The following is a 26,586-nucleotide window of genomic DNA, read 5'->3' on the forward strand; positions in this document are numbered from 1 at the left end:
GCCCCGCTCGTTCCTCTCGCCCCGCCTCCCGCGAGGCGTCCCCCATGACAACGAGCCGTTCCCTGACGGCCAGCCACGTAGGTACGGCGGCATCTGCCACCCCACAGGCCCGGACGAGCGCGGAGACGACCTCGGCACGCGGGAGCGCGTCCCGCCGCAGGACATCGGCGAGGGTGCTGCGGGCGAGGACCTCGCCCCGCTCGGCGGCCCGCTGCTCCAACTGCCGGTAGGTCAGCCCGCTGCGCTCCTTGAGCCGGCGCAGCAGGGCGACGTACTCGGCGGAGGTGCGCGCCGTCTCCGGCGCTAACTCCCCACCGTCCTCCGGCTTCCCTGCACTCCCGCGGTCCCCCGTGCTCGCCATGCGGTCATTGTCGGCCGGGGGCAAACCGCCGACAACCCCTGTCCCAGCCATGTCGAGCACCCCGCCGTACGGTCCGGACAGGCCGCTGACCAGCCCGGACAGCCGCGCTCTGTCCGGGACAGGGCAAGGCGTTGCCGGACAGGATCAGACGGCCCAGGCTCGGTTGCTGTCGCGACGGCCGGACCCACGGGGGTGGACCGGCCGCGCGCCCCACCACCGACCGAAGGGACTCAACAACCTCATGCGCAAGCACACCGAACGCACCGCCCGCACCGAACGCACCACACGCAATCGCCCCCTCCCTCTCCCGAGGACCCTGGCGGCCACGGTGATGGGCGGCGCACTGGTCCTGACCGGCCTCGCCGAACCCAGCTGGTCCGCGACGGCCGGCGCCGCCGCCACGTACCCGGGGCAGGGCCCGTGCCCGCCGGGCGACTACCAGCTCTGCATCAACGGAGGTCCCGGCGGCTTCACCATCAAGGGCCGCACCTTCTCCGGACACGACAACGCGATCCTGCTCCGCAACGTCTCGGACGTCACGATCACCGGGAACACGTTCAAGAACCTCAGCGGCAGGACCGGTTACGCCGGGGTCCATGTGAAGAACTCGTCCGGCATCGTCATCAGGAAGAACAAGTTCACCAAGCTCCGCAACGCCGGTCACATGCACGGCGTGTACCTGGTCAACACCACCGGCAGCACCATCGCCGGCAACACGTTCTCCTCCATCACCGGCGACCCGGTCCGCATCCGCGACGGCAGCCGCAACAACTCCGTCACCGGCAACACCTTCACCAGGTCCGGCACCTACGCGATCTTCAGCGAGTGGCGCGACCACAAGAAGGGCGAGACCTGCGGCGCCGCCAACACCATCAAGAACAACAAGTACGGCCCCGGCTACCGGGGCACCCCCCTCCCCCTCATCCGCTGGGGCGGCAGGGGCAGCGGCAAAACAGGCCCCAACAAGCTGACCTGGAAAACCTGCAAGACCCCCACCATCACCAACAAGGGCGGCAACACCAGGCTCTGAGAACGCCACTGAAGCCGGGGCAGGGCTTCAGGGAGACAGCACAGCAGCCGAATTGGGAAGAATCGATACGTCCGTCCCCTATCGGGTGAACATCCTTGCAGTGGACGTACGTTGCCCCTGCGCGTGCCTGGCTTCCGGGACGGAGGTGATGCTCGATGGACGAGCAGAACAACACGCCGCCGGAAGAACCGATGGCACCGCGGCAGGACGCGATCGACATCAACGACTTCGTCTTCGCGGCGACAGGCGCTCGGGTACGACGCCTCACGCTGGCGGACGGAACGCATTGGTTCCCGGCTGTGGATGTCGCCACTGATCTGGGGTACGCCAACACTCGAGACGCGCTCCGTCATGGTGTCGCGCAACAGCACACAACGTCTCTCGGTGAACTTGCACGAACCGTCGACCAGATCGACGGTTCGTGCAAGTTCGCAGCTCACGGCCTTAAGAAGCACATGAAGCTCGTGAATCTTCGAGGCCTCGTCCAACTTGTCAACGGCTGCATGAAGCCGGAGTCCCAACCCTTCAAGGCCTGGGTGTCCGATGTCATCGCGACCATCCAGCGCGACGGCTCCTACGCCCTCGACCGCGCCCCCGTCCAACCCGCCCCGACCGGCGGCACGGCGTACGCCATGCCCCAGCAGGTCGCCGACGCCATCGTCCGGCTCGAGGAGCGCAACATCCGGACGGACGAGATGTTCACCGCGTTCCAGCGGGAGCAGAACGATCTGCTACGCCAGATCAACCGGAGCCAGAGCGTCATGGCCGACGCCCTCCAGGACATCGCCGCGTCACTCAAGCGTCCCGATGTCCACTCCGACGGTTCCGGTGCCGCCCCCGAGCCGAAGCTGACCGCTCGGGATCTCCTCGCCACCTGGAAGGCCAAGAACCTCGTGGTGACCGAGGACGTCCACTCCGTCGCGGCCTGCCTGGCACCCGCGCTGGTGCGCGGCGAGGCCAGTTACCGCCTGGAGGAGATCGCCACCCGAACGGGGCTGTCGCAGGAACGCGTCAACGACTGCCTGCGGATGCTGCTCAAGCGCGGATGCGTACGCCGGCGGGGCTGCACCCCCGACGGCGCTCCGGTGTACGTCCTGCCGTGACGCCCTAGCCCTCGGCCGGAAGGACACAGGCCCGAAGCCGCAATACGAGGTTGCGGCTTCGGGCCTTGTCGTACCGTACCGAATCCCGCTACTCCCCGACCGGCGGACGCACCATCAGGACCACCCCGGCCGCGATCGTCCACAGGGCCATGAGGAGGACCGTCAGCCAGGCGCTGAACGGGCCCGCGCAGCAGAGGACGGCGATGACGAAGCCGGACCAGCCGAGCCAGGCCGGGACGGCGTGGGTGGTGACGCCGGCGCGCCAGACGGCGAAGAGCAGGACGGCCGCCGCGGCCATCGCCGCGATGAACCCGGCGTACGCGACGTCCATCAGGAGCATGGCCACCATGGCCGTTCCCGGCCCCACCACGAACGTGTCCGTGTTGAGGGCGGAGACGGCGTAGATCCCACTGGTGATCGTCGCGACCATGGTGAGCACGGCGAACACGATCCCGCCGGAGAGCACCAGCTGGGAGCGGCTGCCGACGCGGCGGGCGAGCGCGGACAGGAACCACAGGAACAGCAGGCTCCCCGCCAGCATCACGAGGGTCATGGCCTCGGTGAGGTCGAGGTTGCTGTCGTCGCGGTAGAAGGCGACCGTCTCGCGCAGTCCGTCCTCGTCGGTGTAGTCCGGGTTGTTGGCGTAGCTCACGAGGAGTCCGACGAGCATCAGGACGCCGGACGCGATTCCGGCGATGCCGGGCCAGAGGTCTCTTCGCGGCGGTGGATCCGTGAGCCTCGGCGGCATCTGTGCTCTCGGTGTCGAGATAGCCATGTCCACCTCCCGCGCGACAGGACTTATCTCCAGTATGAGCTGTATGGATCTCTTGTCTCTTTATGTCGCCGGTCCCCGCACACACCTGAGGCCCCCGCCCGGTCGGGCAGGGGCCTCATCAGCAGCCATCAGCAGCTACTCGCAGGCAGAGCCGGCGAGCCGGCGGTCAGAGACCGCCCTCGGTCATCCCGTGGACCGCCGGGATCGTGCCCAGCCGGCCCTTCTGGAAGTCCTCGAACGCCTGCTGCAGCTCCTCGCGGGTGTTCATGACGAACGGGCCGTAGTGGGCCATGGGCTCACGGATCGGCTGTCCGCCGAGCAGCACGATCTCCAGGTCGGGCGCGTTGGAGTCCTGCTTCTCGTCCGCCCGCACCGTGATGGACGAGCCCGCACCGAAGACGGCCGTCTGACCGAGGTGGATCGGGCGCCGGTCCACACCGACGCTGCCGCGCCCGGCGAGCACGTACGCCAGCGCGTTGAAGTCCTCGCGCCACGGAAGCGTGATCTCCGCGCCCGGCGCCACGGTCGCGTGGAGCAGGGTGATCGGGGTGTGGGTGATGCCGGGCCCCTGGTGCCCGTCCAGCTCACCGGCGATGACGCGGAGCAGCGCGCCGCCGTCGGGGGTGGTGAGGAGCTGGACCTGGCCGCCGCGGATGTCCTGGTATCTCGGCGCCATCATCTTGTCCCTGGCCGGGAGGTTCACCCACAGCTGGATGCCGTGGAAGAGTCCGCCGGACATGACGAGGGCCTCCGGCGGCGCCTCGATGTGGAGGAGACCGGAACCGGCCGTCATCCACTGGGTGTCACCGTTGGTGATGGTGCCGCCACCGCCGTGGCTGTCCTGGTGGTCGAAGATCCCGTCGATGATGTAGGTGACGGTCTCGAAGCCACGGTGGGGGTGCCAGGGCGTGCCCTTCGGCTCTCCCGGCGCGTAGTCCACCTCGCCCATCTGGTCCATCATGATGAACGGGTCGAGGTGACGGTAGTTGATCCCGGCGAACGCACGGCGGACCGGGAAGCCCTCGCCCTCGAAGCCGCTGGGCGCGGTCGTCACGGCGAGCACCGGACGGGACACCGCGTCGGTCGACGCGGCGACACGGGGCAGGGTCAGCGGGTTCTCGACGGTCACTGCGGGCATGTCGGTACCTCCTTGTGCGTTCACTTTAGTTGATTGTTGAACTTTCTGCCAGGTCCAACGACGAACGCCCGGAGGGCATTCCCTCCGGGCGTTCACCTCGTCCCGCGATCGACCCGGGACACCGAGCCGGGACCGACACCCCGCCTGCCGTCGCCCACCGAGCCGCACGACCCGTCGGGCGTGGCGCGGAGCTATCCGTACATGCGCCGCATCGCGAACTCCACCATCTGCTCCACCGCCTTCGCGTCGAAGACCATCCGGTGCTCCCCCTCCATGTCGAGGACGAAGCCGTAGCCGGTCGGCAGCAGGTCGATGACCTCGGCGCCGGTGATCACGAAGTACTTGGACTCCTTGCCGGCATACCGGCGCAGCTCCTTGAGCGAGGTGAACATCGGGATCACCGGCTGCTGCGTGTTGTGCAGCGCCAGGAACCCGGGGTTGTCACCGCGCGGGCAGTAGACCTTGGACGTCGCGAAGACCTGCTGGAAGTCCTCGGCGGCCATCTGACCCGTGGTGAAGGCACGCACCGCGTCCGCGAGGGACGGCGGGGACGGCTCCGGGTACAGCGGAGGCTGCTGCCCGTAGCCCCCGCCCATCGGGCCGCCGGGCATCTGCCCCGGCATCTGCTGCCCGGACATGGGCTGCTGCGGCGGGGCGTACTGCTGCTGAGTGCCAGCGCTCTGGTCGTAGCCGTACATGCGGCAAAGCGTAACGAGTCACAGATGACCCAATCGGGGTTGCTTCTTATTACCGGTGGGTAGCATCATCGGAGAGAAGCTACTTGTTGGTATGTGAACTAGTGCGAGGATCCAGTGCCTCGCCGATCCCTCTCTTACGGAGCCGTCGCCATGGGGCACTACAAGTCGAATCTCCGCGACATCGAGTTCAACCTCTTCGAGGTGCTCGGCCGCGACAAGCTTTACGGCACCGGCCCGTTCGCGGAGATGGACACGGACACCGCCAAGAGCATCCTGGAGGAGCTGACCCGCCTCGCCGAGAACGAGCTGGCGGAGTCCTTCACGGACGCCGACCGCAACCCGCCGGTCTTCGACCCGGAGACGAACACCGCCCCGGTCCCGGCCTCCTTCAAGAAGAGCTACAAGGCCTTCATGGAGTCGGAGTACTGGCGGCTCGGCCTGCCCGAGGGCATCGGCGGCACGACCGCCCCCGCCTCCCTGATCTGGTCCTACGCGGAGCTGATCCTCGGCGCGAACCCGGCCGTGTGGATGTACTCCTCCGGCCCGGCCTTCGCCGGCATCCTCTACGACGAGGGCAACGACGTACAGAAGAAGATCGCCCAGATCGCGGTCGAGCGGACCTGGGGCTCCACCATGGTGCTCACCGAGCCGGACGCCGGTTCGGACGTCGGCGCGGGCCGCACCAAGGCGATCCAGCAGGAGGACGGCTCCTGGCACATCGAGGGCGTGAAGCGCTTCATCACCTCCGGTGAGCACGACATGGAGGAGAACATCCTCCACTACGTCCTCGCCCGCCCCGAGGGCCACGGCCCCGGCACCAAGGGCCTGTCCCTCTTCCTCGTCCCGAAGTACCTGTTCGACTTCGAGACCGGCGAGCTGGGCGAGCGCAACGGCGTCTACGCCACCAACGTCGAGCACAAGATGGGCCTGAAGGCCTCCAACACCTGCGAGATGACCTTCGGCGACCGGCACCCCGCCAAGGGCTGGCTGATCGGCGACAAGCACGACGGCATCCGCCAGATGTTCCGCATCATCGAGTTCGCCCGCATGATGGTCGGCACGAAGGCGATCTCCACCCTCTCCACGGGCTACCTCAACGCCCTCGAGTACGCCAAGGAGCGCGTCCAGGGCCCCGACCTGGCGAACTTCATGGACAAGACCGCGCCCAAGGTCACCATCACGCACCACCCGGACGTCCGCCGCTCGCTGATGACGCAGAAGGCGTACGCGGAGGGCATGCGCGCCCTCGTCCTCTACACCGCCTCCGTCCAGGACTCGATCGCGGTGAAGGAGGCGGCCGGCGAGGACGCCTCCACCGAGCACGCCCTGAACGACCTGCTCCTCCCGATCGTCAAGGGCTACGGCTCCGAGAAGGGCTACGAGCAGCTCGCCCAGTCCCTGCAGACCTTCGGCGGCTCCGGCTTCCTGCAGGAGTACCCGATCGAGCAGTACATCCGCGACGCCAAGATCGACACCCTGTACGAGGGCACCACCGCGATCCAGGGCCAGGACTTCTTCTTCCGGAAGATCGTCCGCAACCAGGGCGCCGCGCTGAACTCCCTCGCCGAGGAGATCAAGAAGTTCCTGGCGCTGGGTGAGGGCGGCGAGGAGCTGGCCGGGGCCCGTGAGCACCTCGCCAAGGCCGCGGTCGAGCTGGAGGCCATCGTCGGCCTCATGCTCACCGACCTCGCCGCGACCGAGCAGGACGTCAAGAACATCTACAAGGTGGGCCTCAACACCAGCCGCCTGCTGCTCGCCTCCGGTGACGTCGTCGTCGGCTACCTGCTCCTCAAGGGTGCCGCCGTCGCCGCCGAGAAGCTGCCGAACGCGTCCGCCAAGGACAAGGCCTTCTACACCGGCAAGATCGCCGCGGCCAAGTTCTTCGCCGCCAACGTCCTGCCCGGCGTCACCCTGGCCCGCAAGATCTCCGAGGGCGTCGACCTCGACCTGATGGAACTGGACGAAGAGGCGTTCTGACCTCCAGGCCCCGGCCCCGGACGGCACCGCCGCCGGGGCCGGAGCCCCATTCCGACGCGGTCGGGTGGTGGACGGGCCCTGCCCGTCCGTCCACCGCCCCGTCCGCCGTTCCTCACACCAGGGCCCGCTCCCAACCCCGGGAGCGGGCCCTCGTACGTCGTTAAGGTGAACCCCATGCGCACACCCCCACGCTTCGATCGCGGCCACACCGACGACCTGATGACCTACCTCGCGGCAAGCCCGTCCCCGTACCACGCGGTGGCGAACGCCGCGGAGCGGCTGGAGAAGGCCGGCTTCCGCCAGGTGTCCGAGACGGACGCGTGGGACGGCTCCCTGGGCGGCAAGTACGTGCTGCGCGGCGGCGCGATCATCGCCTGGTACGTGCCGGAGGGCGCCGAACCCCACACGCCGTTCCGTATCGTCGGCGCCCACACCGACTCCCCCAACCTGCGGGTGAAGCCGCGCCCCGACAGCGGCGCCCACGGCTGGCGCCAGGTCGCCGTCGAGATCTACGGCGGTCCGCTGCTCAACTCCTGGCTGGACCGCGACCTCGGCCTCGCCGGCCGGCTCTCGCTGCGCGACGGCACCAACCGCCTCGTGAACATCGACCGGCCCCTCCTGCGGGTGCCCCAACTCGCCATCCATCTCGACCGTTCCGTCTCCTCCGAGGGTCTGAAGCTCGACAAGCAGCGCCACCTCCAGCCCGTCTGGGGCCTCGGCGACGACGTCCGCGACGGCGACCTGATCGCCTTCCTGGAGCAGGAACTGGGCCTGCCCTCGGGCGAGGTCACCGGCTGGGACCTGATGACCCACTCCGTCGAACCGCCCGCCTATCTGGGCCGCGACAAGGACCTGCTGGCCGGGCCCCGCATGGACAACCTCCTCTCCGTGCACGCCGCCACGGCGGCGCTCGCCGCGGTCGCCACCTCCGGTGACGGTCCGTCGTACATCCCCGTCCTCGCCGCCTTCGACCACGAGGAGAACGGCTCCCAGAGCGACACCGGCGCCGACGGACCGCTCCTCGGCGGGGTGCTGGAGCGCTCGGTGTTCGCCCGCGGCGGCTCGTACGAGGACCGGGCCCGCGCCTTCGCCGCCACGATCTGTCTCTCCTCGGACACCGGTCACGCCGTCCACCCCAACTACGCGGAGCGGCACGACCCCACGCACCACCCGCGCGCGGACGCCGGCCCGCTGCTGAAGGTGAACGTCAACAACCGCTACGCCACGGACGGTTCGGGCCGCGCGGTGTTCGCCGCGGCCTGCGAGAAGTCCGGCGTGCCGTTCCAGACGTTCGTCTCCAACAACTCCATGCCGTGCGGCACGACCATCGGGCCCATCACCGCGGCCCGGCACGGTATCCAGACCGTCGACATCGGCGTCGCCATCCTCTCCATGCACAGCGCCCGTGAACTCTGCGGCGCCAAGGACCCCTACCTCCTGGCGAACGCCCTGGCCGCGTTCCTGGAGGGCTGACCGGCACCCCGCCCGGCACCCGAACGGCCTCCCCCTGTTACTGGCAAGCCAGTTCGGGTACCCGGAGTCCACCGGTAGGACCGAACGACCGGAACGACCGGCCGACCCAACCGGACTGGGAGGGAACACTCATGGGTTTGGGCGGGTGCATCATTCTGATCGCCGTGGGCGCCATCCTCACGTTCGCCACCGACTGGGACATGCAAGGGGTCAACCTCGACCTGGTCGGCATCATCTTCATGATCGTCGGACTGATCGGCGTCGCGACGTTCAGCAGCATCGCCAGGCGCAGGCGGGTCGTGGTGCCGTCCACGACGCCCGTCATCGACGAGGAGCGGCACCACCACCGGGACGGGTACGGCGGCGTGTGACCGCACCGGTGGGCGACGAGGGCGGCGCGGGCGAACGGCTTCAGCCGAGGCCGGCCGTGCCCTCGTCCATTCCCGCGAGCACCAGCGGCAGCCGGTCCGCGCCACCGGACGAGACCCGGACCGGCACACCCCAGTCCTGCTGGTGCACATGGCAGGCCGGGTACTCGTTGGCCGGGTCGTCGTCGCAGGACGCCGCCATCGCCGACACGTGCAGGACGCCCTCGGATATGGAGGGGTTCAGCTCCAGCGTGCGGGACAGGGCCGTGTCCGCGCCCTCGCCCCCGAGCAGCAGCTCGGGAGGGGTGGAGGAGACGAGCAGACGGGTCGACGGTCCGTACCGTTCGTCGAGCTTCTGCCCGGCGGGCGCCTGGAAGACGATGTCGAGCCGGAGGCTGCCGAGGGCGACCTCGGTGGGTGCGCGCCGGGTGCGGTGGGCGATGGCCTCCACCTTCACCGTCTCCTCCGGCAGCCGCAGCCGGGTCAGCCGGTGGCGGGCGGACTCGACGACCACGATGTCGTCCCCGACGAGCACCGCGTCGCTCGGCTCCCGCAGGTCCGTCGCGAGGGTCGTCACCTCGCCGGTGGCCGGGTCGTAGCGGCGCAGCGCGTGGTTGTAGGTGTCGCTGACCGCGACCGAGCCGTCGGGTAGGACCGTGACCCCCAGCGGATGCTGGAGCAGCGCCTGGTCGGCGGCGCCGTCGCGGTGCCCGAAGTCGAACAGGCCGGTGCCGACCGCCGTGTGCACCGCCCCGTCGAGGTCGACCCAGCGCAGCGCCGACGTCTCGGAGTCGGCGAGCCACAGCCGGTCCGCGGTCGCCGCGAGCCCCGACGGTTGCGCGAACCACGCCTCCGCACCCGGGCCGTCCACCAGCCCCTCGTTCGTCGTGCCCGCCGCCACGGCGACGGTGCAGTCCTCCGGGTCGTACGTCCACAGCTGATGGACGCCGGCCATCGCGATCCACACCTTGCCGCCGAAGACGGCCACGTCCCACGGTGAGGACAGGTCGACCTCCCAGGCCAGGCCGGAGGTGGGCGAGCCCTGCCACCACTGGCGGCCCGTGCCCGCGAGGGTGGAAACCTCGCCGGTGTCCGGGTCGAGGCGGCGCAGCGCGTGGTTCACGGTGTCGGCGACGACCACCGTCCCGCCGTCCAGCAGCGCCAGGCCCTGCGGCTCGTTGAACCGGGCGTGCTCGGCGCTGCCGTCCACGAATCCGCGCTCACCGGCGCCGTACCGGCGGACGACCGTCTCGCCGTCGGGGGCGAGCCGCACCAGCTGGTGGCGGGTGGTGTCGCTGACGAGGAAGTCCCCGCCGGGCAGGAGCAGCGCCTTTCCGGGGAAGCGCAGCACCGTCGGCTCGGGGTCCGGCGCCACATACGGTCCGTCGCCGCGCCGCAGGGTGCCCTTCGCCTCATGCTCGGTCTCCAGCTCGGCGACGAGCCGCTCGATGGCGTGCGCATGTCCCTCGCCCGCGTGCTGGGCGACCACATACCCCTCGGGGTCGATCACCACGAGGGTCGGCCAGGCCCGTACCGCGTACTGCTTCCAGGTGGCGAGCTCCGGGTCGTCGAGGACCGGGTGCTCCACCCCGTATCTCTCGACGGCGTCGACCACCGCCGCGTGCTCCGCCTCGTGCGCGAACTTCGGGGAGTGCACCCCGATGACCACGACGGTGTCGCGATGCTTCTCCTCCAGCTCGCGCAGCTCGTCCAGGACATGCAGACAGTTGATGCAGCAGAACGTCCAAAAATCCAGCAGCACTATCTTTCCCCGCAGGTCAGCGAGGGTGTACTGCGTCCCGCCCGTGTTCAGCCAGCCGCCCCTGCCGGTCAGCTCGGGGGCGCGGACACGGACACGGCGGGGTGCGGGGTGCTGGGTCGTGGAATCGCTCATGGATCAAGGGTGCCACTTGCCCGCGGCCCGCCGCTGAGCCTGTGGACAACTCTCGGCCGCACCTGTGGACAACGTCGCCAGAGGCCTGTGGACAACCTGGGTGCGAGGCCGGGACCTGCGTCCTTTCGGCCTATCGGCGAGGTGGGGCGGCGGGCGCCGGGGAACGCCTGAGGGCATGAGATTCCTCGTACGCGACCGGATCCTCGGCATCGGTGACGACTACTGGATCGAGGACGAGCACGGCAGCAAGGTCTTCCTCGTCGACGGCAAGGCCCTGCGGCTACGGGACACCTTCGAGCTGAAGGACCCGACGGGGCGGGTCCTGATCGTCATCCGGAAGAAGTGGTTCGCGCTGCGCGACACCATGGCGATCGAACGGGAGGGCGAACCGCTGGCCACGGTCCGCCGCAAGCGCCTGTCCCTGCTGCGCAACCACTACCGGGTGTCGCTGACGGACGGCACGGAACTGGACGTCAGCGGCAAGATCCTCGACCGCGAGTTCCTCATCGAGTACCAGGGCGAGGCCCTCGCCGTCGTCTCCCGCAGATGGCTGCACGTCAGGGAGACGTACGGCCTCGACATCGTCCGCGACGACGCGGACCCGTCGCTGCTGATCGCCGTGACGGTATGCGTGATCAACCTGGCGGAACGGGAGAGGGGCATCGACTAGAGCGCCGGGAGACGGGGTGGGCCACGGCTCACCCGGCCGCCGCCGGCCGCGGCCGGTCGTCAGCGGTCAGCAGTCAGCGGCGCGGGGTCTCCAGGCCCAGCAGTCGGTCCTTGAGGGCCGGGAACTGCTCACGGGTCGTCGCGACCTTCGCCGGGTCGAACTCCACGGTGAGGACCTCCTCCCCGGAGCCCGCCTCGGCCAGCACCTCACCCCAGGGGTCGACCACGATCGAGTGACCGGCCTGCGGAACTCCCGCGTGCGTGCCCGCCGTTCCACAGGCGAGGACGTACGCCTGGTTCTCGACGGCCCTGGCCCGGGCGAGCAGGGTCCAGTGGGCGCGGCGGCGTTCGGGCCAGCCGGCGGGGACGACGAAGGTCTCGGCGCCCGCGTCGACGAGGCCGCGGAAGAGTTCGGGGAAGCGCAGGTCGTAGCAGGTGGCCACGCCGAGGGTGGTGTCCGGCAGGCGGACCGTCACCAGTTCCGCGCCCGCGCCCATCAGGACGGCCTCGCCCTTGTCGAAGCCGAAGCGGTGGATCTTGCGATAGGCGGCGGCGAGTTCACCGGAGGGGGAGAAGACGAGAGACGTGTTGTAGAGGGGGCCCTCGCCCGCGGCGGAGCCGCTGTCGGATGCGGCGCGCTCGGGGATCGAACCGGCGTGCAGCCAGACGCCCGCGTCGGCCGCCGCCTTGGCCATCGCCTCATGGGTCGGCCCGTCGAGCGGCTCGGCCTCCGCGGTGAAGGATTCGAACGCGAATGCGCCGGTGGTCCACAGCTCCGGAAGGACGACGAGATCGGCTCCGGCCTGCTCACGGACCAGCGAAGCCACCCGACGCCTGCGCGAATCGACCGATTCGCCCTCGTTCACACCGATCTGAAGGAGCGAGGCGCGCACACTACCACCGTCCTGGCATTCGAGCCGTCAAACACGGGCCTACGATCGTCACACGAAAGCACTGCCGGGGTGCCACACAGCAGCGTAACTTAACGTTCCACAGCACCCACTGACCGCCGCCGACGCCCACTCACCGCCGTCAACGCCGACGCCCCTACTGAAGACCACCCGCCACGTAGCCGACACGTACCGACCGTACTGACACGTACCGACCGCCCGAGGGGTCCCGTTCCGTGAGTCTGCATCCCACTCTTCAGCCCTACGCCGACGCCTGGACCCACGCAGTGGATGCGATAGCCGAATTGGTGGCACCGCTCGTGGAGGGCGAGTGGAACAGGCGGACGCCGTGCCCCGGCTGGTCGGTGCGCGATGTGGTCTCCCATGTCATCGGCATGGACTGCGAGATGCTCGGCGACCCGCGGCCGATCCACACCCTGCCGCGCGACCTGTACCACGTGCGCACCGAGCACCAGCGGTACATGGAGATGCAGGTCGACGCCCGCCGCCACCACACGGCGCCGGAGATGACGTCCGAGCTGGAGTACACGATCATCCGCCGCAACCGCCAGCTGCGGAACGAGTCCCGGCAGCCCGACCACAAGGTGCGCGGCCCGCTCGGCACGGAACTGACCCTCGAACAGGCCATGCGCAACCGCGCCTTCGACGTGTGGGTGCACGAGCAGGACCTGCGAGCGGCGCTCGGCCAGCCGGGGAACCTGGACTCGCCGGGCGCGTACATCGTCCGGGACGAGCTGCTCTCCGTCCTGCCGAAGGTCGTCGCGGAGGACGCGCAGGCCCCGCGCAGTTCGGCCGTCGTCCTCGACGTGCACGGCCCGGTGGAGTTCATCCGCACGGTCCGCGTCGACATCCAGGGCCGCGGCACCCTGGAGACCGCCCCCGCGCTCGGCCCCGCCGCCACCCTCACCCTGGACTGGGAGACCTACGTCCGCCTCGCCTGCGGCCGCGTCACCGCCGACACGGTCGCCGACCGGATCAAGGCGGAGGGCGACCCCCACCTCATCGCGGCCATCCTCCACGCCTTCGCGGTGACGGTGTAGCAGACGGCGGCGGGCCGGCGCCCGCTACGCCCCCCGCCGGGCCCGATCGCTCGGACGCGACCTGAGTGTGCCCTCACGCCGGTACGTGCACCGTCTCCACACGGCTGGCGACCAGGCGTTCGCGTTCCCGGCGGGCCGCTCGGGCGCGCAGGCGGAAAATCTGGGTCAGGCCCAGGGCCTGGAGGACGAAGACGGCGGAGAAGGCGACGCGGTAGTTGTCGTTCGTGAGGTCGAGGAGGACGCCGACGGCCAGCAGAGTCGTCATGGAGGCGACGAAACCGCCCATGTTGGTGATCCCGGAGGCCGTGCCCTGACGTTCCGGCGGGTTCGCGGGGCGGGCGAAGTCGAAGCCGAGCATCGAGGCGGGCCCACAGGCTCCGAGGACCGCGCACAGGACGATCAGCAGCCACATCGGCGCGTGCTCACCGGGGTAGATCAGCGTGGTCGCCCAGACCGCCGCCGTCGCGAGCACCGTGCCGAGCGCCAGCGGCAGCCGCGCCGCGTGGTGCCGGGCCACGATCTGGCCGTACACCAGTCCGACCACCATGTTGGACAGGACGACGAGGGTGAGCAGGTCACCGGCGGTGGCCCGGCTCAGCCCCTGCGCCTCCACCAGGAACGGCAGCCCCCACAGCAGCAGGAACACCATCGCCGGGAACTGCGTGGTGAAGTGCACCCACAGCCCGAGCCGGGTGCCCGGCTCCCGCCAGGACGCCGCGATCTGCCGCCGCACGTACGCCGCTCCCTGGTGCGGGAAGGGCTCCGGTTCGTGCCCGTCCGGGTGGTCCTTCAGGAACAGCAGGGTGAGGACGAGGACGACGAGCCCGGCGACGGAGCTGCCCGCGAACGCCGCCGTCCAGCCCACCCCGTGCAGCAGCCGGGCCAGCACCAGCGTCGACACCAGGTTGCCCGCCATACCGGCGAGCCCCGCGAACTGCGCGATCAGCGGACCGCGCCGGGCCGGGAACCAACGGCTGCCGAGCCGCAGCACGCTGATGAACGTCATCGCGTCGCCGCAGCCCAGCAGTGCCCGAGAGGCCAGCGCCATGCCGTACGACGGTGCCAGCGCGAAGCCGATCTGACCGGCCGTGAACAGCACGACCCCGAGGGTCAGCACCTTCTTGGTGCCGAGCCGGTCCACCAGCAGACCCACCGGTATCTGCATGCCCGCGTACACGAGCAGTTGCAGGATCGAGAACGTCGACAGGGCGGAGGCGCTCACATGGAAGCGGTCGGCGGCGTCGAGGCCGGCCACCCCCAGCGACGTACGGAAGATGACGGCGACGAAGTAGACCGAGACGCCGATGCCCCACACGGTGAGGGCACGGCGACCACCGGGTGGGTCTCCGGGCAGCGCGGAGGACGAGGACAGGGAGGGGCGGCTCAACGAACCTCCCCCCGCGCCAGGTTGGAGAACCAGCTCACATGGCGATGGACGAGGCTCACGGCCGCCTCCGCGTCACCCGCGCGCAGCGCCCGGAGGATCTCCTCGTGTTCGGTGAGCGTCTTGGTGATGCGGTCGGGGTGGGCGTGCATGACGGCGACACCCATGCGCAACTGCCGGTCGCGGAGCTGGTCGTAGAGGCGGGAGAGGATCTCGTTGCCGCCACTGCGCACGATCTCGGCGTGGAAACAGCGGTCGGTCACCGCCGCACCCGCCAGGTCACCGGCGGCGGCCTGCGCCTTCTGCTGTTCGAGGAGTTCCTCCAGGCGGGCGATGAGCCGCGGCGAGGCCGGGACCGTCTTGCGGACCGCGTGCTCCTCGACGAGCTGCCGGGTCTCGACCACGTCCGCGATCTCCTGCGCGGAGACCGGCAGGACCAGCGCGCCCTTCTTCGGGTAGAGCTTGATCAGGCCTTCGACCTCCAGCCGCAGCAGCGCCTCCCGCACCGGCGTCCGGGACACCCCGACCGCCTCGGCCAGCTCGCCCTCGGTGAGCAGGGTGCCGCCCTCGTAACGGCGCTCCAGCACACCCTGTTTGACATGCGCGTACACACGGTCGGCGGCGGGGGGCCGCTTGACGGCCGGGGCTGCGGGCGGACGGGGCTTCGAGGGTGCTGCGGAGGCCATGCCCACAGCATAGATACAACGCGTACGCATCGCTCGCCTCGTCCACGATCCGGGATGAACCCCCTCCGAAACCCACCCTCAGCCCCTCGGCGAGCTGTGAGATGGACCTGAATTGACCCCCGCGCCACCCGCAGCACAACCTTTTGTGCTACTCACTTGTCACACGAGAAGCGGCCCTTCTGTGCCTGCCGAACCGGCTCCCAACCGGCCGCGCTCCTCAGACATTTGACACAATCGGGGTACTTGACTTGATTACCGCCATAAAGGGTGCACGTGTCCGCAGAGCAGCTGCCGTAGTCATGACCACCGGTGCGCTCGTCGCCACCGGTGTTCTCGGCTCCGCTCCGGCGCAGGCCGCTCCCGCGAAGCCGACGATCACCGCCGCGGGCGGGTTCGTGATGAACAGCGGTACCGGCAAGAGCCTGTACACCAAGGCCGCCGACACCAAGCGTTCCACCGGCTCCACCACGAAGATCATGACCGCGCTGGTCGTGCTCAGCCAGTCGAACCTGAACCTCGACAGCAAGGTGACCGTCCAGAAGGCGTACAGCGACTACATCGTCGCCAACAACTACGCCTCCAACGCCAAGCTGATCGTCGGCGACAAGGTCAGCGTCCGCCAGCTGCTCTACGGGCTGATGCTGCCGTCCGGCTGCGACGCCGCCTACGCCCTCGCCGACAAGTACGGCACCGGCTCGACCCGTTCGGCCCGCGTGAAGTCGTTCATCTCCAAGATGAACAGCAAGGCCAAGAGCCTCGGCCTGACGAACACACACTTCGACTCCTTCGACGGCATCGGCAACGGCGCCAACTACTCGACGCCGCGCGACCTGACGAAGCTCGCCCGGGCCGCGATGAAGAACTCCACGTTCAAGTCGGTCGTGAAGACGAAGTCGTACACGGCCAAGACGATCACGAAGTCCGGCGCGACCCGCACGATGGCGCCGTGGACCAACACCAACCCGCTGCTGGGCACCTACAGCGGCACGATCGGCGTGAAGACCGGTTCCGGTCCGGAGTCCAAGTACTGCCTGGTCTTCGCCGCCACCCGCAACGGCAAGACGATCATCGGCACGGTTCTCGCGTCCTCGACGATCGACAACCGCGCGGTGGACGCCAAGAAGCTGCTGAACTACGGCTTCGCCGTCTGAGCCTGAAGGCTGCCCTTCGGGTCGCTCTTTGGACAGACGAAGGGGGCCACCGCGCGACTGCGGTGGCCCCCTTCGCCGTTCCCGCCGCAAGCCGATTCCGCGATCTTCGCTCGCGATAGCGAACATCACCCATTCAAATGGCATATTCGATTGCCTCCGCCCTACGTTCCGCAGCGGAGGTGGTTCACGTGATCGAACCCAGCAAGCACCAACCCGACCCCCGGACGCAGCGCGACGCCATCGACGCCGGCGACTTCGTGTACGCGGCCACGGGAGCCCGCGTCCGCCGACTGACCATGCCGGACGGGACGCATTGGTTTCCGGCGGTGGATGTCTGCAAGCAACTCGGCTACACCACGCCTCGAAAGGCTCTTCTCGACCATGTCCCGGAAGAGCACCGAGAGATTCTCGAGACAGTGACTGGAGGTCACGGTCTCGGCGTTCCCGCAGGTAGAGAGTGGCGCCGAGACATGAATCTCATCGATCTCCAGGGCCTCATCCTGCTCGTCGGTGCCTGCACCAAGCCGGAGTGCGCCCCCTTCAAGCAGTGGGTCGCCGAAGTGATCGAGACCATTCAGCGCGAGGGTTCCTACACCCTGGAGGAGGCCGAGGTCCAACCCGCCGGCCCCGGCGCCCCCATCGCCTACGCCATGCCCGAGCAGATCGCCGAAGCCATCGTCCGGCTCGAAGAACGCAACCTCCAGGCGGACGAACAACTGGCCATCGCCCAGCAGAGGTCACTCGCGCTGCAACAGCAAATGGTCGACACACAGCAGACGATGCTGGAGATACAGCAACAGGTGCTGGAGACACAGCAGCAAATGGTGGCGGCACAGCAGCAGATGGTCGAGATGCAGCGTCTCGGCCTCGCCTCCCAGCAAGCCATGGCCCAGGCCATGGAGCGCATCGCCAACCGGCTCGACGCCCTCTCCGTCGAACACCCGGCACCCTCCGCCACCGCCTTCGAGACGCACCCCACCACCGAGTCCGTGCTGGCCGACTGGCGGGAGCGGCTGTCGGTGACGGCGGACGTCTGGACCGTGGCCGTCGTGATTGCCCCCGTGCTCGTCGAGGAGGGTGAACTGCGTCAACCGCTGGAGGCGATCGCCGCCCGTACGGGGCTGTCCGTGCAGCGCGTCAACGACTGCCTGCGGCTGCTGCGCAAGCACGCCTGCATCCGCCCCATGGGCGCGACGGAGGACGGCGCCCCGGTGTACGTGCTCAACCAGCGCTGACCGTCAGCGCTGAGCGACAGCGCTGAGGGGCCCGAGCGGGACCAAGGACGAAGGGGCCGGTCGCAAGACGAATTTGCGACCGGCCCCTTCACCGTGACCCTATCCGGCGGAAGGCGGTGTCACGCCCAGGTGATCAGCCTCTTCGGCTGTTCCAGGATCGCGGCGACGTCCGCGAGGACCTTGGACCCCAGCTCCCCGTCCACCAGCCGGTGGTCGAAGCTGAGCGCCAGGGTCGTCACCTGACGCGGCTTGACCTTGCCCTTGTGGACCCACGGCTGCGGCTTGATCGCGCCGACGGCGAGGATCGCCGACTCACCGGGGTTCAGGATGGGCGTGCCGGTGTCGATGCCGAAGACACCGACGTTGGTGATGGTGACCGTGCCGCCCTGCATGGCGGCCGGGGAGGTGCGGCCCTCCTTCGCCGTGGACACCAGCTCGCCCAGGGACTCGGCGAGCTGCGGCAGCGTCTTCGCGTGCGCGTCCTTGATGTTCGGCACGATCAGACCGCGCGGCGTGGCAGCCGCGATACCCAGGTTCACGTAGTGCTTGACGACGATCTCCTGGGCCGCCTCGTCCCAGGAGGCGTTGATGTCCGGGTTGCGCTTGATCGCGACCAGCAGGGCCTTGGCGATCAGCAGGAGCGGGTTCACCCGCAGGCCCTGCATGTCCTTGTCCTGCTTGAGCTCCTCGACCAGCTTCACCGTGCGCGTCACATCGACAGTGACGAACTCCGTGACGTGCGGGGCGGTGAACGCCGAGCCGACCATCGCCGCGGCCGTCGCCTTGCGGACGCCCTTGACGGGGACACGGGTCTCGCGGGCGCCGTCGTACGACACCACCGGCGCCGGAGCGGCGGGGGCCGCGACCGCGGCGGGCGCCGCCGTGGCGGGCTCGGGCGTCTTCGGCGGGGTCACCGCCGCGTGGACGTCCTCGCGGGTGATGATGCCGTCCGGGCCGGACGGGGTGACCGTCGTCAGGTCGACGCCGAGGTCCTTGGCCAGCTTGCGCACCGGCGGCTTCGCCAGCGGGCGCGGCGCGGTGGCGCCGTGCGGGCCGTGGCCGTTCAGCTCGCCCTGGACGGACTGGAGGGCGGTGGCGCCGTACAGGCTGTCCTCGACGGGTGCCGCGACGGGCGGGACGCCCTTTCGGGGGCGCCGCTTCGTGGACGACTCGGCGACGCCGTAGCCGACGAGGACCGGCTTGCGGCCCTCCGGCTTGGCCTTGGCCGGGGCGGGCTCCGCCGGCCGCGGCTCGGCGGCGGGCTTCGCGGGCGCCGCCTCCTCGGCCGGTGCGGGGGCGGCGCCGCCCGACACGTCCACCGCGATGATGGACGTGCCGACGTCGACGGTGGTGCCCTCGGGGAAGTGCAGGGCGCGTACGACGCCGTCGTACGGAATGGGCAGTTCGACGGCGGCCTTGGCCGTCTCGACCTCGCAGACGATCTGGCCGTCGGTGACGGTGTCACCGGGCTGGACGTACCACTTGAGGATCTCGGCCTCGGTGAGTCCCTCGCCCACGTCGGGCATCTTGAACTCGCGCAGAGACGTGTCTGTCATCGTCGTCACGGACCTCTCCCTCAGTACGCCAGCGAGCGGTCGACGGCGTCGAGCACCCGGTCCAGACCCGGCAGGTACTCCTCCTCGAGACGCGCCGGCGGATACGGGGCGTGGTAGCCACCGACCCGGAGGACGGGGGCCTCCAGGTGGTAGAAGCAGCGCTCGGTGATGCGGGCGGCGATCTCGGCGCCCGAGCCGAAGAAGACCGGGGCCTCATGGACCACGATCAGCCGGCGGTTCCGCTCCACGGACGCCTGGATCGTGTCGAAGTCCAGGGGTGACACCGACCGCAGGTCCAGGACCTCCAGGGACTTGCCCTCCTCGGCGGCCGCGTCGGCGGCCTCCTGGCAGAGCTTCACCATGGGGCCGTAGGCGGCGAGGGTGAGGTCCGTGCCCTCACGGACCACGCGGGCCTTGTGCAGGGGGCCGGGGATCGCGTCCGGGTTGACCTCGGCCTTGTCCCAGTAGCGGCGCTTCGGCTCGAAGAAGATCACCGGGTCGTCGCTCTGGATGGCCTGCTGCATCATCCAGTAGGCGTCCGACGCGTTCGACGGCGAGACCACCTTCAGGCCCGCCACGTGCGCGAACAGCGACTCCGGTGACTCCGAGTGGTGCTCGACGGCGCCGATGCCGCCGCCGTAGGGGATGCGGACGACGACCGGCAGCTTGACCTTGCCCAGCGAGCGGGCGTGCATCTTGGCGAGCTGGGTGACGATCTGGTCGTACGCGGGGAAGACGAAGCCGTCGAACTGGATCTCGACCACCGGGCGGTAGCCCCGCAGGGCGAGGCCGATGGCCGTGCCGACGATGCCCGACTCGGCGAGCGGGGTGTCGATGACCCGGTCCTCGCCGAAGTCCTTCTGGAGGCCGTCCGTCACCCGGAACACGCCGCCGAGCTTGCCGACGTCCTCGCCCATGACGAGGACCTTCGGGTCGGCTTCGAGGGCCTTGCGCAGCGATTCGTTGATCGCCTTGGCCAGCGCCATGTTCTTCGGCGCCGAGATCGACGCCGATGTCGCGGTCTGCGTGGTCATCGCTACTTGCCCTCCTCTACGTCCACGTCGGCGAACGACGCCTGGTACGCGGCGAACTGCGCGCGCTCCTCGTCCACCAGCGCGTGCCCGTCCGCGTACACGTTCTCGAAGATGGCGAAGTGGTCGGGGTCCGGCATGGCACGGACCACTTCGCGCACTCGCCTTCCCAACGCCTCGCTCTCCGCTTCGAGTTCCGCGAAGAATCCCTCGTTCGTGTCGGTTTCGGACTCGAGGTAGCTGCGCAGGCGCGCGATCGGGTCCTTCGCCTCCCAGGCCACCCGCTCGTCGTCGTGGCGGTAGCGGGTCGGGTCGTCGGAGGTGGTGTGGGCGCCCATGCGGTACGTGTACGCCTCGACCAGAGTGGGGCCCTCGCCCCGGCGGGCTCGCTCCAGCGCCCACTTGGTGACCGCGAGGCAGCCCAGGACGTCGTTGCCGTCGACGCGGACGCCCGGGAAGCCGAAGCCCTGGGCGCGCTGGTACAGCGGGACGCGGGTCTGCTTCTCGGTGGGCTCGGAGATCGCCCACTGGTTGTTCTGGCAGAAGAACACGACGGGGGCGTTGTAGACCGCGGAGAAGGTGAACGCCTCGGCGACGTCGCCCTGGCTGGAGGCGCCGTCACCGAAGTAGGCGATGACCGCCGAGTCGGCGCCGTCCTTGGCGATGCCCATCGCGTAGCCCGTGGCGTGCAGCGTCTGGGAGCCGATGACGATCGTGTAGAGGTGGAAGTTGTTGCCGTTGGGGTCCCAGCCGCCGTTGTTCACGCCGCGGAACATGCCGAGCAGATTGGTCGGGTCGACGCCGCGGCACCAGGCGACGCCGTGCTCGCGGTAGGTCGGGAAGACGTAGTCGTCCTCGCGGGTGGCGCGGCCGGAGCCGATCTGGGCGGCCTCCTGGCCGAGCAGCGACGCCCACAGGCCCAGCTCGCCCTGGCGCTGCAGGGAGGTGGCCTCGGCGTCGAATCGACGGGTCAGCACCATGTCGCGGTACAGGCCGCGCAGCTCGTCGTCGGTGATGTCGGCGACGAACGGGTCGTACTCCGCGTTCTTGACGCGCTTGCCCTCGGGCGTCAGCAGCTGGACGAGCTCGGGCTCGGCCCCGCCGGTCGTCTTCTTCGCAGTGGCGCGCCTGGTGCCGGTGGTGCCGGCCGCCTTGCTGCCGGTGCTGCCGGTCTTGCCTGCGGCGCTGCGTCGCGTCGTCTTGCGCGCGGCAGTGCTCTCCACGGTCACGTGTGCTCCTCCGTCGGTCCGGCCCCCGGGATTGCCGGTAGACCAGTGCGGCTCGCCTGATCCCGGAACCCGTGCACGGGGTGGGTGCCCTTGGCCGGGAACAGACGTGACAGGTGCCCCGGCGAGCGCCCTGCACGAGGCACGTTACCCAGTGCTCCACATTCCTGTGAAACCCCTATTGACCTGCGTTTTTCCTTGGATTTCCAAGTATTCCGGTACTAGGAGATCCAAGTAAGTCGCGTCCGTGGGGAAACACCTGCTGGTCACAGCACTGGTTACAGCCTGGCAGGGGGCCGGAACACCGGCACGTTATCCCGGCCACCCCGGCCACGGGAAGACTTCACTTTCGAGGGCCGTTAGGGGTGGGTCGCCCGTCCCCGTACGAACCCCGTACGAAACCCCCAAACGGAAGAGGCCCCCGTGAAAGGGGGCCTCGATCCGTCACTCCTCGTCACCGCCGGTGACACCGCTCGTCAGACCGCCGGCGTCGGCGCCGCCGCTCTCCTCGTCCGGCGGCGGGCTGTCCGAGGGCTCCGGTTCCTCCGAAGTCGTCGGCTCCTCCTCCGAGGGCTCCTCGCTCGTCGGCTCCTCGGCCGGCTCGCTCTGCGTGGGCTTCTCACTGAAGCTCGGCGTCTGCGGGACCGAGGACGGGTAGTTCTGGTTGTTCCCCGAGTCGGTGCTGCCGCCCGAGTCGTCCTGGCTCTCCTCGGCGCTCGGCGTCTCGTCGTCCTTCTTGTCCTTGCTGGACGAGGAGGCCGACGGAGACTTGGTGACCTCGTTGCCGTTGCCGGTCTTCTCGCCGTTGCCGTTCAGCGCCAGGGCGACGCCCGCCGCGATGGCGATCACCGCGAGGACCGCGAGGATCCACAGCTTGCCGCGGCCGCTGCCCCGGTTGCCGCTGCCCTCGAAGCCGCCGTCGTCGCGGCCGCCGCCGTAGCCGGGCAGGATCGGCTGCGGGATCTGCGAGGTGCCCTCGCCGGGGTGGGGCATGACGGTCGTCCCGGCCATACCGCCCGGCGGGGTGTGCCGGCCCTCGTGCATGGTGACGGGCCCGGTGTTCCAGGTGCCGGTGTGGCTGCCCTGGTCGTACAGCATCTCCAGGCCGTACTGGACGAGGCCGCGCATCTCCTCGGCCGTCTGGAAGCGGTCGTCGGGCTCCTTGGCGAGGGAGCGCATGACGAGGCCGTCGAGCTCCGGCGGTGCCGCTGGGGCGACCTCGGAGGGCGGGACCGGGATGTCCTGCACGTGCTGGTAGACCACCGACAGCGGGGTCTCCCCGACGAAGGGCGGGCGCAGCGCCAGCAGTTCGTAGAGCAGGCAGCCCGTGGCGTACAGGTCGGAGCGGTGGTCGACGGCCTTGCCGAGCGCCTGCTCCGGCGACAGGTACTGGGGCGTGCCCATGACCATGCCGGTCTGCGTCATCGTGGTGGACGCGCCGTGCAGGGCGCGCGCGATGCCGAAGTCCATCACCTTCACCGCGCCGTTGGTGGTGATGATGACGTTGGCCGGCTTGATGTCACGGTGCACGATGCCGTGCTGGTGGGAGTAGGCGAGCGCCTCGAGGACACCCGAGACGATGATCAGCGCCTGCTCGGGGCCAGGTGCCTCGGCGTTGAGCAGCAGGTCACGGATGGTGCGACCCTCGACCAGCTCCATGACGATGTACGGCACGGGGGTGCCGTTCACGACGTCCTCGCCGGAGTCGTAGACCGCCACGATGGAGTGGTGGTTGAGGCCCGCCACGGACTGCGCCTCGCGCGTGAAGCGGGCCTTGGAGACGGGGTCCTCGGCGAGGTCCGAGCGCAGCAGTTTGACCGCGACCGTACGACCGAGGCGCACGTCCTCGGCCGCGAACACCTCGGCCATGCCGCCCCGGCCGAGTCTGTGCGTCAGCCGGTAACGACCGTCGCCGACAAGCCCGCCGTTGCCCCACTGCTCCGGCGCATCTGACATTCCGCCGCCAGTCGCCTCGGGGTCGGACGGGCCCTGAGAGCGCTGCTGCTGTGCCATCAGTCCTCGCCGTCGTTTCTGCCCGCGGTCCGCGCGGTTCTTGTTACGGTCTCCGTCGGCCACGCTACAGCCTTCCCGCAAGGGGCCGGTCCGACTTGGGTACGCGACCGGGCAACGAGGGGGCTCGCGACGGATTCAAGGTGGATTCAGGGATTGACCGGCCATGAAACCCGCCCCGCGCGCACTCGTGCAAGTTCTGTGTACCGGGCGTACGCCCCCTGTAACGCTTCCGCGACGCTTCTTTCGCGTACGGTCACGGAACGGGCACCGCGCTTGACGTGTCAGTGCCCTGGGGCAGACTTGGCCGGGAATAGCACAAAGGATCACCAGGATCACCGATCGCGGACGCCCCGCCGAAGGGCCCCGCGCGCGCCGATGGGGGACGCAGGAAGATGAGCCAGGACGCCGCACAAGGCCGGTACGCGGGGCGTTCGCTCGCCGGCGGCCGCTATCAGCTGCGTGACCTGCTCGGCGAGGGCGGTATGGCATCCGTCCACCTCGCGTACGACTCTGTGCTCGACCGACAGGTCGCTATCAAGACACTTCACACCGAGCTCGGCCGTGAGCAGGCCTTCCGCGAGCGCTTCCGCCGCGAGGCGCAGGCCGTGGCGAAGCTCACCCACACGAACATCGTCTCGGTCTTCGACACCGGCGAGGACGATCTCGACGGCTTGACGACGCCGTACATCGTCATGGAGTACATCGAGGGCAGGCCCCTGGGCTCGGTCCTCGACGCGGACATCCAGCAGCAGGGCGCGATGCCCGCCGACAAGGCGCTGAAGATCACCGCGGATGTGCTGGCGGCCCTGGAGATCAGCCACGAGATGGGCCTGGTCCACCGGGACATCAAGCCGGGCAACGTGATGATGACCAAGCGCGGTGTCGTCAAGGTCATGGACTTCGGCATCGCCCGCGCCATGCAGTCCGGTGTCACGTCGATGACGCAGACCGGCATGGTCGTCGGCACCCCGCAGTACCTCTCCCCCGAGCAGGCCCTCGGTCGCGGTGTCGACGCCCGCTCCGACCTGTACTCGGTCGGCATCATGCTGTTCCAGCTGACCACCGGGCGGCTGCCGTTCGAGGCGGACTCGCCGCTGGCCATCGCGTACGCCCACGTCCAGGAGGAGCCGGTCGCCCCCTCCTCGATCAACCGTTCGCTGCCGCCGGCCGTGGACGCCCTCGTCGCCCGCGCGCTGAAGAAGAACCCGAACGAGCGGTTCCCCAGCGCCGAGGCCATGCGGGACGAGTGCCTGCGGGTCGCCGCCTCCCTCCAGCCCGTCGCGCCGAGCATCGTGCCGGGCGCCCAGACGTCGAACGGCGCCGGGGTGTCGTCGGCGGTCTTCCCGCCCATCGACCAGACGGGTGCGCCGCAGTCGGGCAGTGTCCAGACGCCGTACCAGCCGCCGTCGACGGGCGGCTACGGCCACCCGACGCCCGCGCCGACCCCCGCCCCGTCGTACGGCTACCCGCAGCAGGGCGGGTACCAGACGCCGCCGCAGACCTCCGCGTACGCGCCGCAGCAGGGCGCGGCCACCCCTCCGCCGTACAACGTCACGCCGCAGCAGTCCTCCCTGTCGGCCGGGCACTCCGGGGGCGGCAAGAGCAACAAGGGTGTCGTCATCGGCGCGATCGTGGTCTCGCTCGTCGCGATCGGCGGTCTGATCACGGCCCTCTCGCTGAGCGGCAGGGATGACGAGGGCGGGGACAACGGAGCGAAGGCGTCCTCCTCGCCGACCGTGGTGGAGGGACACAAGGGCCCCGACACGTCGAAGGTCGTAGAGACCACCGAGTGCACGGAGCCGGTCGAGTCCTACAACGACCCCGAGAAGGTCGAACTCCCGGACTTCACCTTCAAGAACATCGACTCGGTGAAGAAGTGCCTCCAGGCCGCGGGCTGGGAGTACGACACCAAGGACGTCGACGAGAACACGTACGGCGAGGGCACCGTCATGGAGCAGTACCCCTCGGCGAACGAGGACGTCGACCCCAAGGAGATGCCGACGATCGTCCTCAAGGTCTCCACGGGCAACCCGGCCTGACACCGGCCGCCCACCGACGGGGGAAGGGCCCGGCACTCCGTGTGCCGGGCCCTTCTCGTGCCTACGGTGGGGGGTTGTCGCGGGGCCGCGTGGGCCGTGGAGACTTCAGAGGTACGGGCCGCCCGAGCGCCCGAGTGTGCGGGGGTCGTCGTCCCCCTCGTGGCCGCCGACGCCGGGGGGCAGAGCGCGCCGCATCTGCTCCAACTGGGCGCGGGCCGCCATCTGCTGGGCGAACAGCGTGGTCTGGATCCCGTGGAAGAGGCCCTCGAGCCAGCCGACCAACTGGGCCTGCGCGATCCGCAGTTCCGCGTCGCTGGGGATCGCCTCGTCGGTGAAGGGCAGGGAGAGCCGTTCGAGTTCCTCGACCAGCTCGGGTGCCAGCCCGTCCTCCAGTTCCTTGACGGAGCTGGCGTGGATCTCCTTCAGCCGGGCCCGGCTCGCCTCGTCGAGGGGTGCCACCCGCACCTCCTCCAGCAGCTGCTTGATCATGCTGCCGATGCGCATGACCTTCGCGGGCTGTTCCACCATCTCCGTCACGGGAACCTCGCGGGAGTCCTCGTCTCCGCCACCGCCCACCGCCATTCCGTCCTGGCCCACGACCAGGATCTGGGGCTGTTCGGGCGACCGTTCGTTCCTCGGCATCTCCATGCCGCCATTCTCTCGCACGCCTACACCTCACTACCGTGGTGCCCCCGACGCAGGGTGATCCACCGTTTACGTAGGAGGTCCGGACGTTCCGGGGGCCGGGCGACGGCGCTCTCGGTGGCTCTTGAGGGCGGGTGGGGACGTGGGGGCTTCGGGGGTGTTGGGGAGTCGATGGCTTGGGGG

23 protein-coding genes are annotated in these 26,586 nt (G+C 69.5%); 10 read left to right on the plus strand and 13 right to left on the minus strand.

Annotated elements, in window-relative coordinates; all coding sequences use genetic code 11:
• Positions 1–361: helix-turn-helix domain-containing protein (locus AOK23_RS10805; RefSeq protein ID WP_157877994.1), on the minus strand; the 361-nt coding region annotated here is incomplete at its 3' end.
• A gap of 241 nt (positions 362–602) precedes the next feature.
• Between AOK23_RS10805 and AOK23_RS10810 the strand changes: the two genes are divergently transcribed.
• Both AOK23_RS10810 and AOK23_RS10815 read left to right on the plus strand, forming a co-directional pair.
• Positions 603–1,391 carry a right-handed parallel beta-helix repeat-containing protein gene (locus tag AOK23_RS10810; protein ID WP_055712530.1) on the plus strand — a complete coding sequence of 263 codons (789 nt, stop codon included), beginning with the start codon at positions 603–605 and terminating at the stop codon, positions 1,389–1,391.
• Positions 1,392–1,582: 191 nt separating this feature from the next.
• Positions 1,583–2,494, plus strand: a complete 912-nt coding sequence (locus AOK23_RS10815; RefSeq protein ID WP_240496344.1) for a BRO-N domain-containing protein — start codon at positions 1,583–1,585, stop codon at positions 2,492–2,494.
• Between the two features lie 88 nt (positions 2,495–2,582).
• Here the strand turns inward: AOK23_RS10815 and AOK23_RS10820 are convergent, their stop codons facing one another.
• From AOK23_RS10820 to AOK23_RS10830, 3 genes are all read right to left on the minus strand, one after another.
• Positions 2,583–3,269 carry a hypothetical protein gene (locus AOK23_RS10820; RefSeq protein ID WP_157877995.1) on the minus strand — a complete coding sequence of 229 codons (687 nt, stop codon included), beginning with the start codon at positions 3,267–3,269 and terminating at the stop codon, positions 2,583–2,585.
• Positions 3,270–3,435: 166 nt separating this feature from the next.
• On the minus strand, positions 3,436–4,407 hold the full coding sequence (locus tag AOK23_RS10825) for a pirin family protein (protein WP_055712533.1): 972 nt from the start codon (positions 4,405–4,407) through the stop codon (positions 3,436–3,438).
• Positions 4,408–4,598: 191 nt separating this feature from the next.
• Positions 4,599–5,105 carry an SseB family protein gene (locus AOK23_RS10830; protein WP_055712534.1) on the minus strand — a complete coding sequence of 169 codons (507 nt, stop codon included), beginning with the start codon at positions 5,103–5,105 and terminating at the stop codon, positions 4,599–4,601.
• A 150-nt stretch (positions 5,106–5,255) separates the two neighbouring features.
• Here AOK23_RS10830 and AOK23_RS10835 point away from each other — a divergent pair, with 150 nt between their 5' ends.
• From AOK23_RS10835 to AOK23_RS10845, 3 genes are all read left to right on the plus strand, one after another.
• Positions 5,256–7,082 (plus strand): acyl-CoA dehydrogenase, encoded by a 1,827-nt coding sequence (locus AOK23_RS10835; protein WP_055712535.1) that lies wholly within the window; start codon positions 5,256–5,258, stop codon positions 7,080–7,082.
• A gap of 174 nt (positions 7,083–7,256) precedes the next feature.
• Positions 7,257–8,555: a M18 family aminopeptidase gene (locus AOK23_RS10840; protein WP_055712536.1), complete on the plus strand. Its 1,299-nt coding sequence runs from the start codon at positions 7,257–7,259 to the stop codon at positions 8,553–8,555.
• Between the two features lie 131 nt (positions 8,556–8,686).
• Complete coding sequence (locus tag AOK23_RS10845; RefSeq protein ID WP_055511719.1) at positions 8,687–8,926, plus strand: DUF6458 family protein; 240 nt, start codon at positions 8,687–8,689, stop codon at positions 8,924–8,926.
• A 40-nt stretch (positions 8,927–8,966) separates the two neighbouring features.
• On the opposite strand, the gene AOK23_RS10850 is transcribed toward AOK23_RS10845, so the two are convergent.
• Positions 8,967–10,817 carry a thioredoxin-like domain-containing protein gene (locus tag AOK23_RS10850; protein ID WP_055712537.1) on the minus strand — a complete coding sequence of 617 codons (1,851 nt, stop codon included), beginning with the start codon at positions 10,815–10,817 and terminating at the stop codon, positions 8,967–8,969.
• A 175-nt stretch (positions 10,818–10,992) separates the two neighbouring features.
• Between AOK23_RS10850 and AOK23_RS10855 the strand changes: the two genes are divergently transcribed.
• Entirely contained in the window at positions 10,993–11,487 is a 495-nt protein-coding gene (locus AOK23_RS10855) for an LURP-one-related/scramblase family protein (RefSeq protein ID WP_055712538.1), read from the plus strand.
• A gap of 73 nt (positions 11,488–11,560) precedes the next feature.
• Here AOK23_RS10855 and AOK23_RS10860 read toward each other — a convergent pair whose 3' ends face one another.
• Complete coding sequence (locus AOK23_RS10860) at positions 11,561–12,379, minus strand: carbon-nitrogen family hydrolase (RefSeq protein ID WP_055712539.1); 819 nt, start codon at positions 12,377–12,379, stop codon at positions 11,561–11,563.
• 233 nt (positions 12,380–12,612) lie between these two features.
• Here AOK23_RS10860 and AOK23_RS10865 point away from each other — a divergent pair, with 233 nt between their 5' ends.
• Positions 12,613–13,437, plus strand: a complete 825-nt coding sequence (locus AOK23_RS10865; RefSeq protein ID WP_055712540.1) for a maleylpyruvate isomerase family mycothiol-dependent enzyme — start codon at positions 12,613–12,615, stop codon at positions 13,435–13,437.
• Positions 13,438–13,510: 73 nt separating this feature from the next.
• Here AOK23_RS10865 and AOK23_RS10870 read toward each other — a convergent pair whose 3' ends face one another.
• Together AOK23_RS10870 and AOK23_RS10875 are read right to left on the minus strand one after the other, a co-directional pair.
• Positions 13,511–14,824 carry an MFS transporter gene (locus AOK23_RS10870; RefSeq protein ID WP_079049406.1) on the minus strand — a complete coding sequence of 438 codons (1,314 nt, stop codon included), beginning with the start codon at positions 14,822–14,824 and terminating at the stop codon, positions 13,511–13,513.
• Positions 14,821–15,507, minus strand: coding sequence for a GntR family transcriptional regulator (locus tag AOK23_RS10875; protein WP_055712549.1), 687 nt, complete (start codon positions 15,505–15,507; stop codon positions 14,821–14,823). Before AOK23_RS10875 ends, AOK23_RS10870 begins: the two co-directional genes overlap by 4 nt.
• 299 nt (positions 15,508–15,806) lie before the next feature.
• Here AOK23_RS10875 and AOK23_RS10880 point away from each other — a divergent pair, with 299 nt between their 5' ends.
• Positions 15,807–16,658 carry a D-alanyl-D-alanine carboxypeptidase family protein gene (locus tag AOK23_RS10880; protein ID WP_055712541.1) on the plus strand — a complete coding sequence of 284 codons (852 nt, stop codon included), beginning with the start codon at positions 15,807–15,809 and terminating at the stop codon, positions 16,656–16,658.
• 188 nt (positions 16,659–16,846) lie between these two features.
• Positions 16,847–17,893, plus strand: coding sequence for a BRO-N domain-containing protein (locus AOK23_RS10885; RefSeq protein ID WP_055712542.1), 1,047 nt, complete (start codon positions 16,847–16,849; stop codon positions 17,891–17,893).
• A gap of 119 nt (positions 17,894–18,012) precedes the next feature.
• On the opposite strand, the gene AOK23_RS10890 is transcribed toward AOK23_RS10885, so the two are convergent.
• From AOK23_RS10890 to AOK23_RS10905, 4 genes are all read right to left on the minus strand, one after another.
• Complete coding sequence (locus AOK23_RS10890; RefSeq protein WP_055712543.1) at positions 18,013–19,458, minus strand: dihydrolipoamide acetyltransferase family protein; 1,446 nt, start codon at positions 19,456–19,458, stop codon at positions 18,013–18,015.
• An 11-nt stretch (positions 19,459–19,469) separates the two neighbouring features.
• Positions 19,470–20,483, minus strand: coding sequence for an alpha-ketoacid dehydrogenase subunit beta (locus tag AOK23_RS10895; RefSeq protein WP_055712544.1), 1,014 nt, complete (start codon positions 20,481–20,483; stop codon positions 19,470–19,472).
• Between the two features lie 2 nt (positions 20,484–20,485).
• A complete protein-coding gene (pdhA, locus tag AOK23_RS10900; protein WP_055712545.1) occupies positions 20,486–21,709 on the minus strand; it encodes a pyruvate dehydrogenase (acetyl-transferring) E1 component subunit alpha in 1,224 nt (407 codons plus the stop codon).
• A 441-nt stretch (positions 21,710–22,150) separates the two neighbouring features.
• Positions 22,151–23,719 carry a protein kinase domain-containing protein gene (locus tag AOK23_RS10905; RefSeq protein ID WP_055712546.1) on the minus strand — a complete coding sequence of 523 codons (1,569 nt, stop codon included), beginning with the start codon at positions 23,717–23,719 and terminating at the stop codon, positions 22,151–22,153.
• Positions 23,720–24,111: 392 nt separating this feature from the next.
• Here AOK23_RS10905 and AOK23_RS10910 point away from each other — a divergent pair, with 392 nt between their 5' ends.
• On the plus strand, positions 24,112–25,758 hold the full coding sequence (locus tag AOK23_RS10910; protein ID WP_055712547.1) for a protein kinase domain-containing protein: 1,647 nt from the start codon (positions 24,112–24,114) through the stop codon (positions 25,756–25,758).
• A 105-nt stretch (positions 25,759–25,863) separates the two neighbouring features.
• Here AOK23_RS10910 and AOK23_RS10915 read toward each other — a convergent pair whose 3' ends face one another.
• On the minus strand, positions 25,864–26,406 hold the full coding sequence (locus AOK23_RS10915) for a bacterial proteasome activator family protein (RefSeq protein ID WP_055511741.1): 543 nt from the start codon (positions 26,404–26,406) through the stop codon (positions 25,864–25,866).
• Positions 26,407–26,586: the final 180 nt, after the last annotated feature.

The organism is Streptomyces torulosus (assembly GCF_001419765.1).
In the GTDB taxonomy this organism is placed as follows: domain Bacteria; phylum Actinomycetota; class Actinomycetes; order Streptomycetales; family Streptomycetaceae; genus Streptomyces; species Streptomyces torulosus.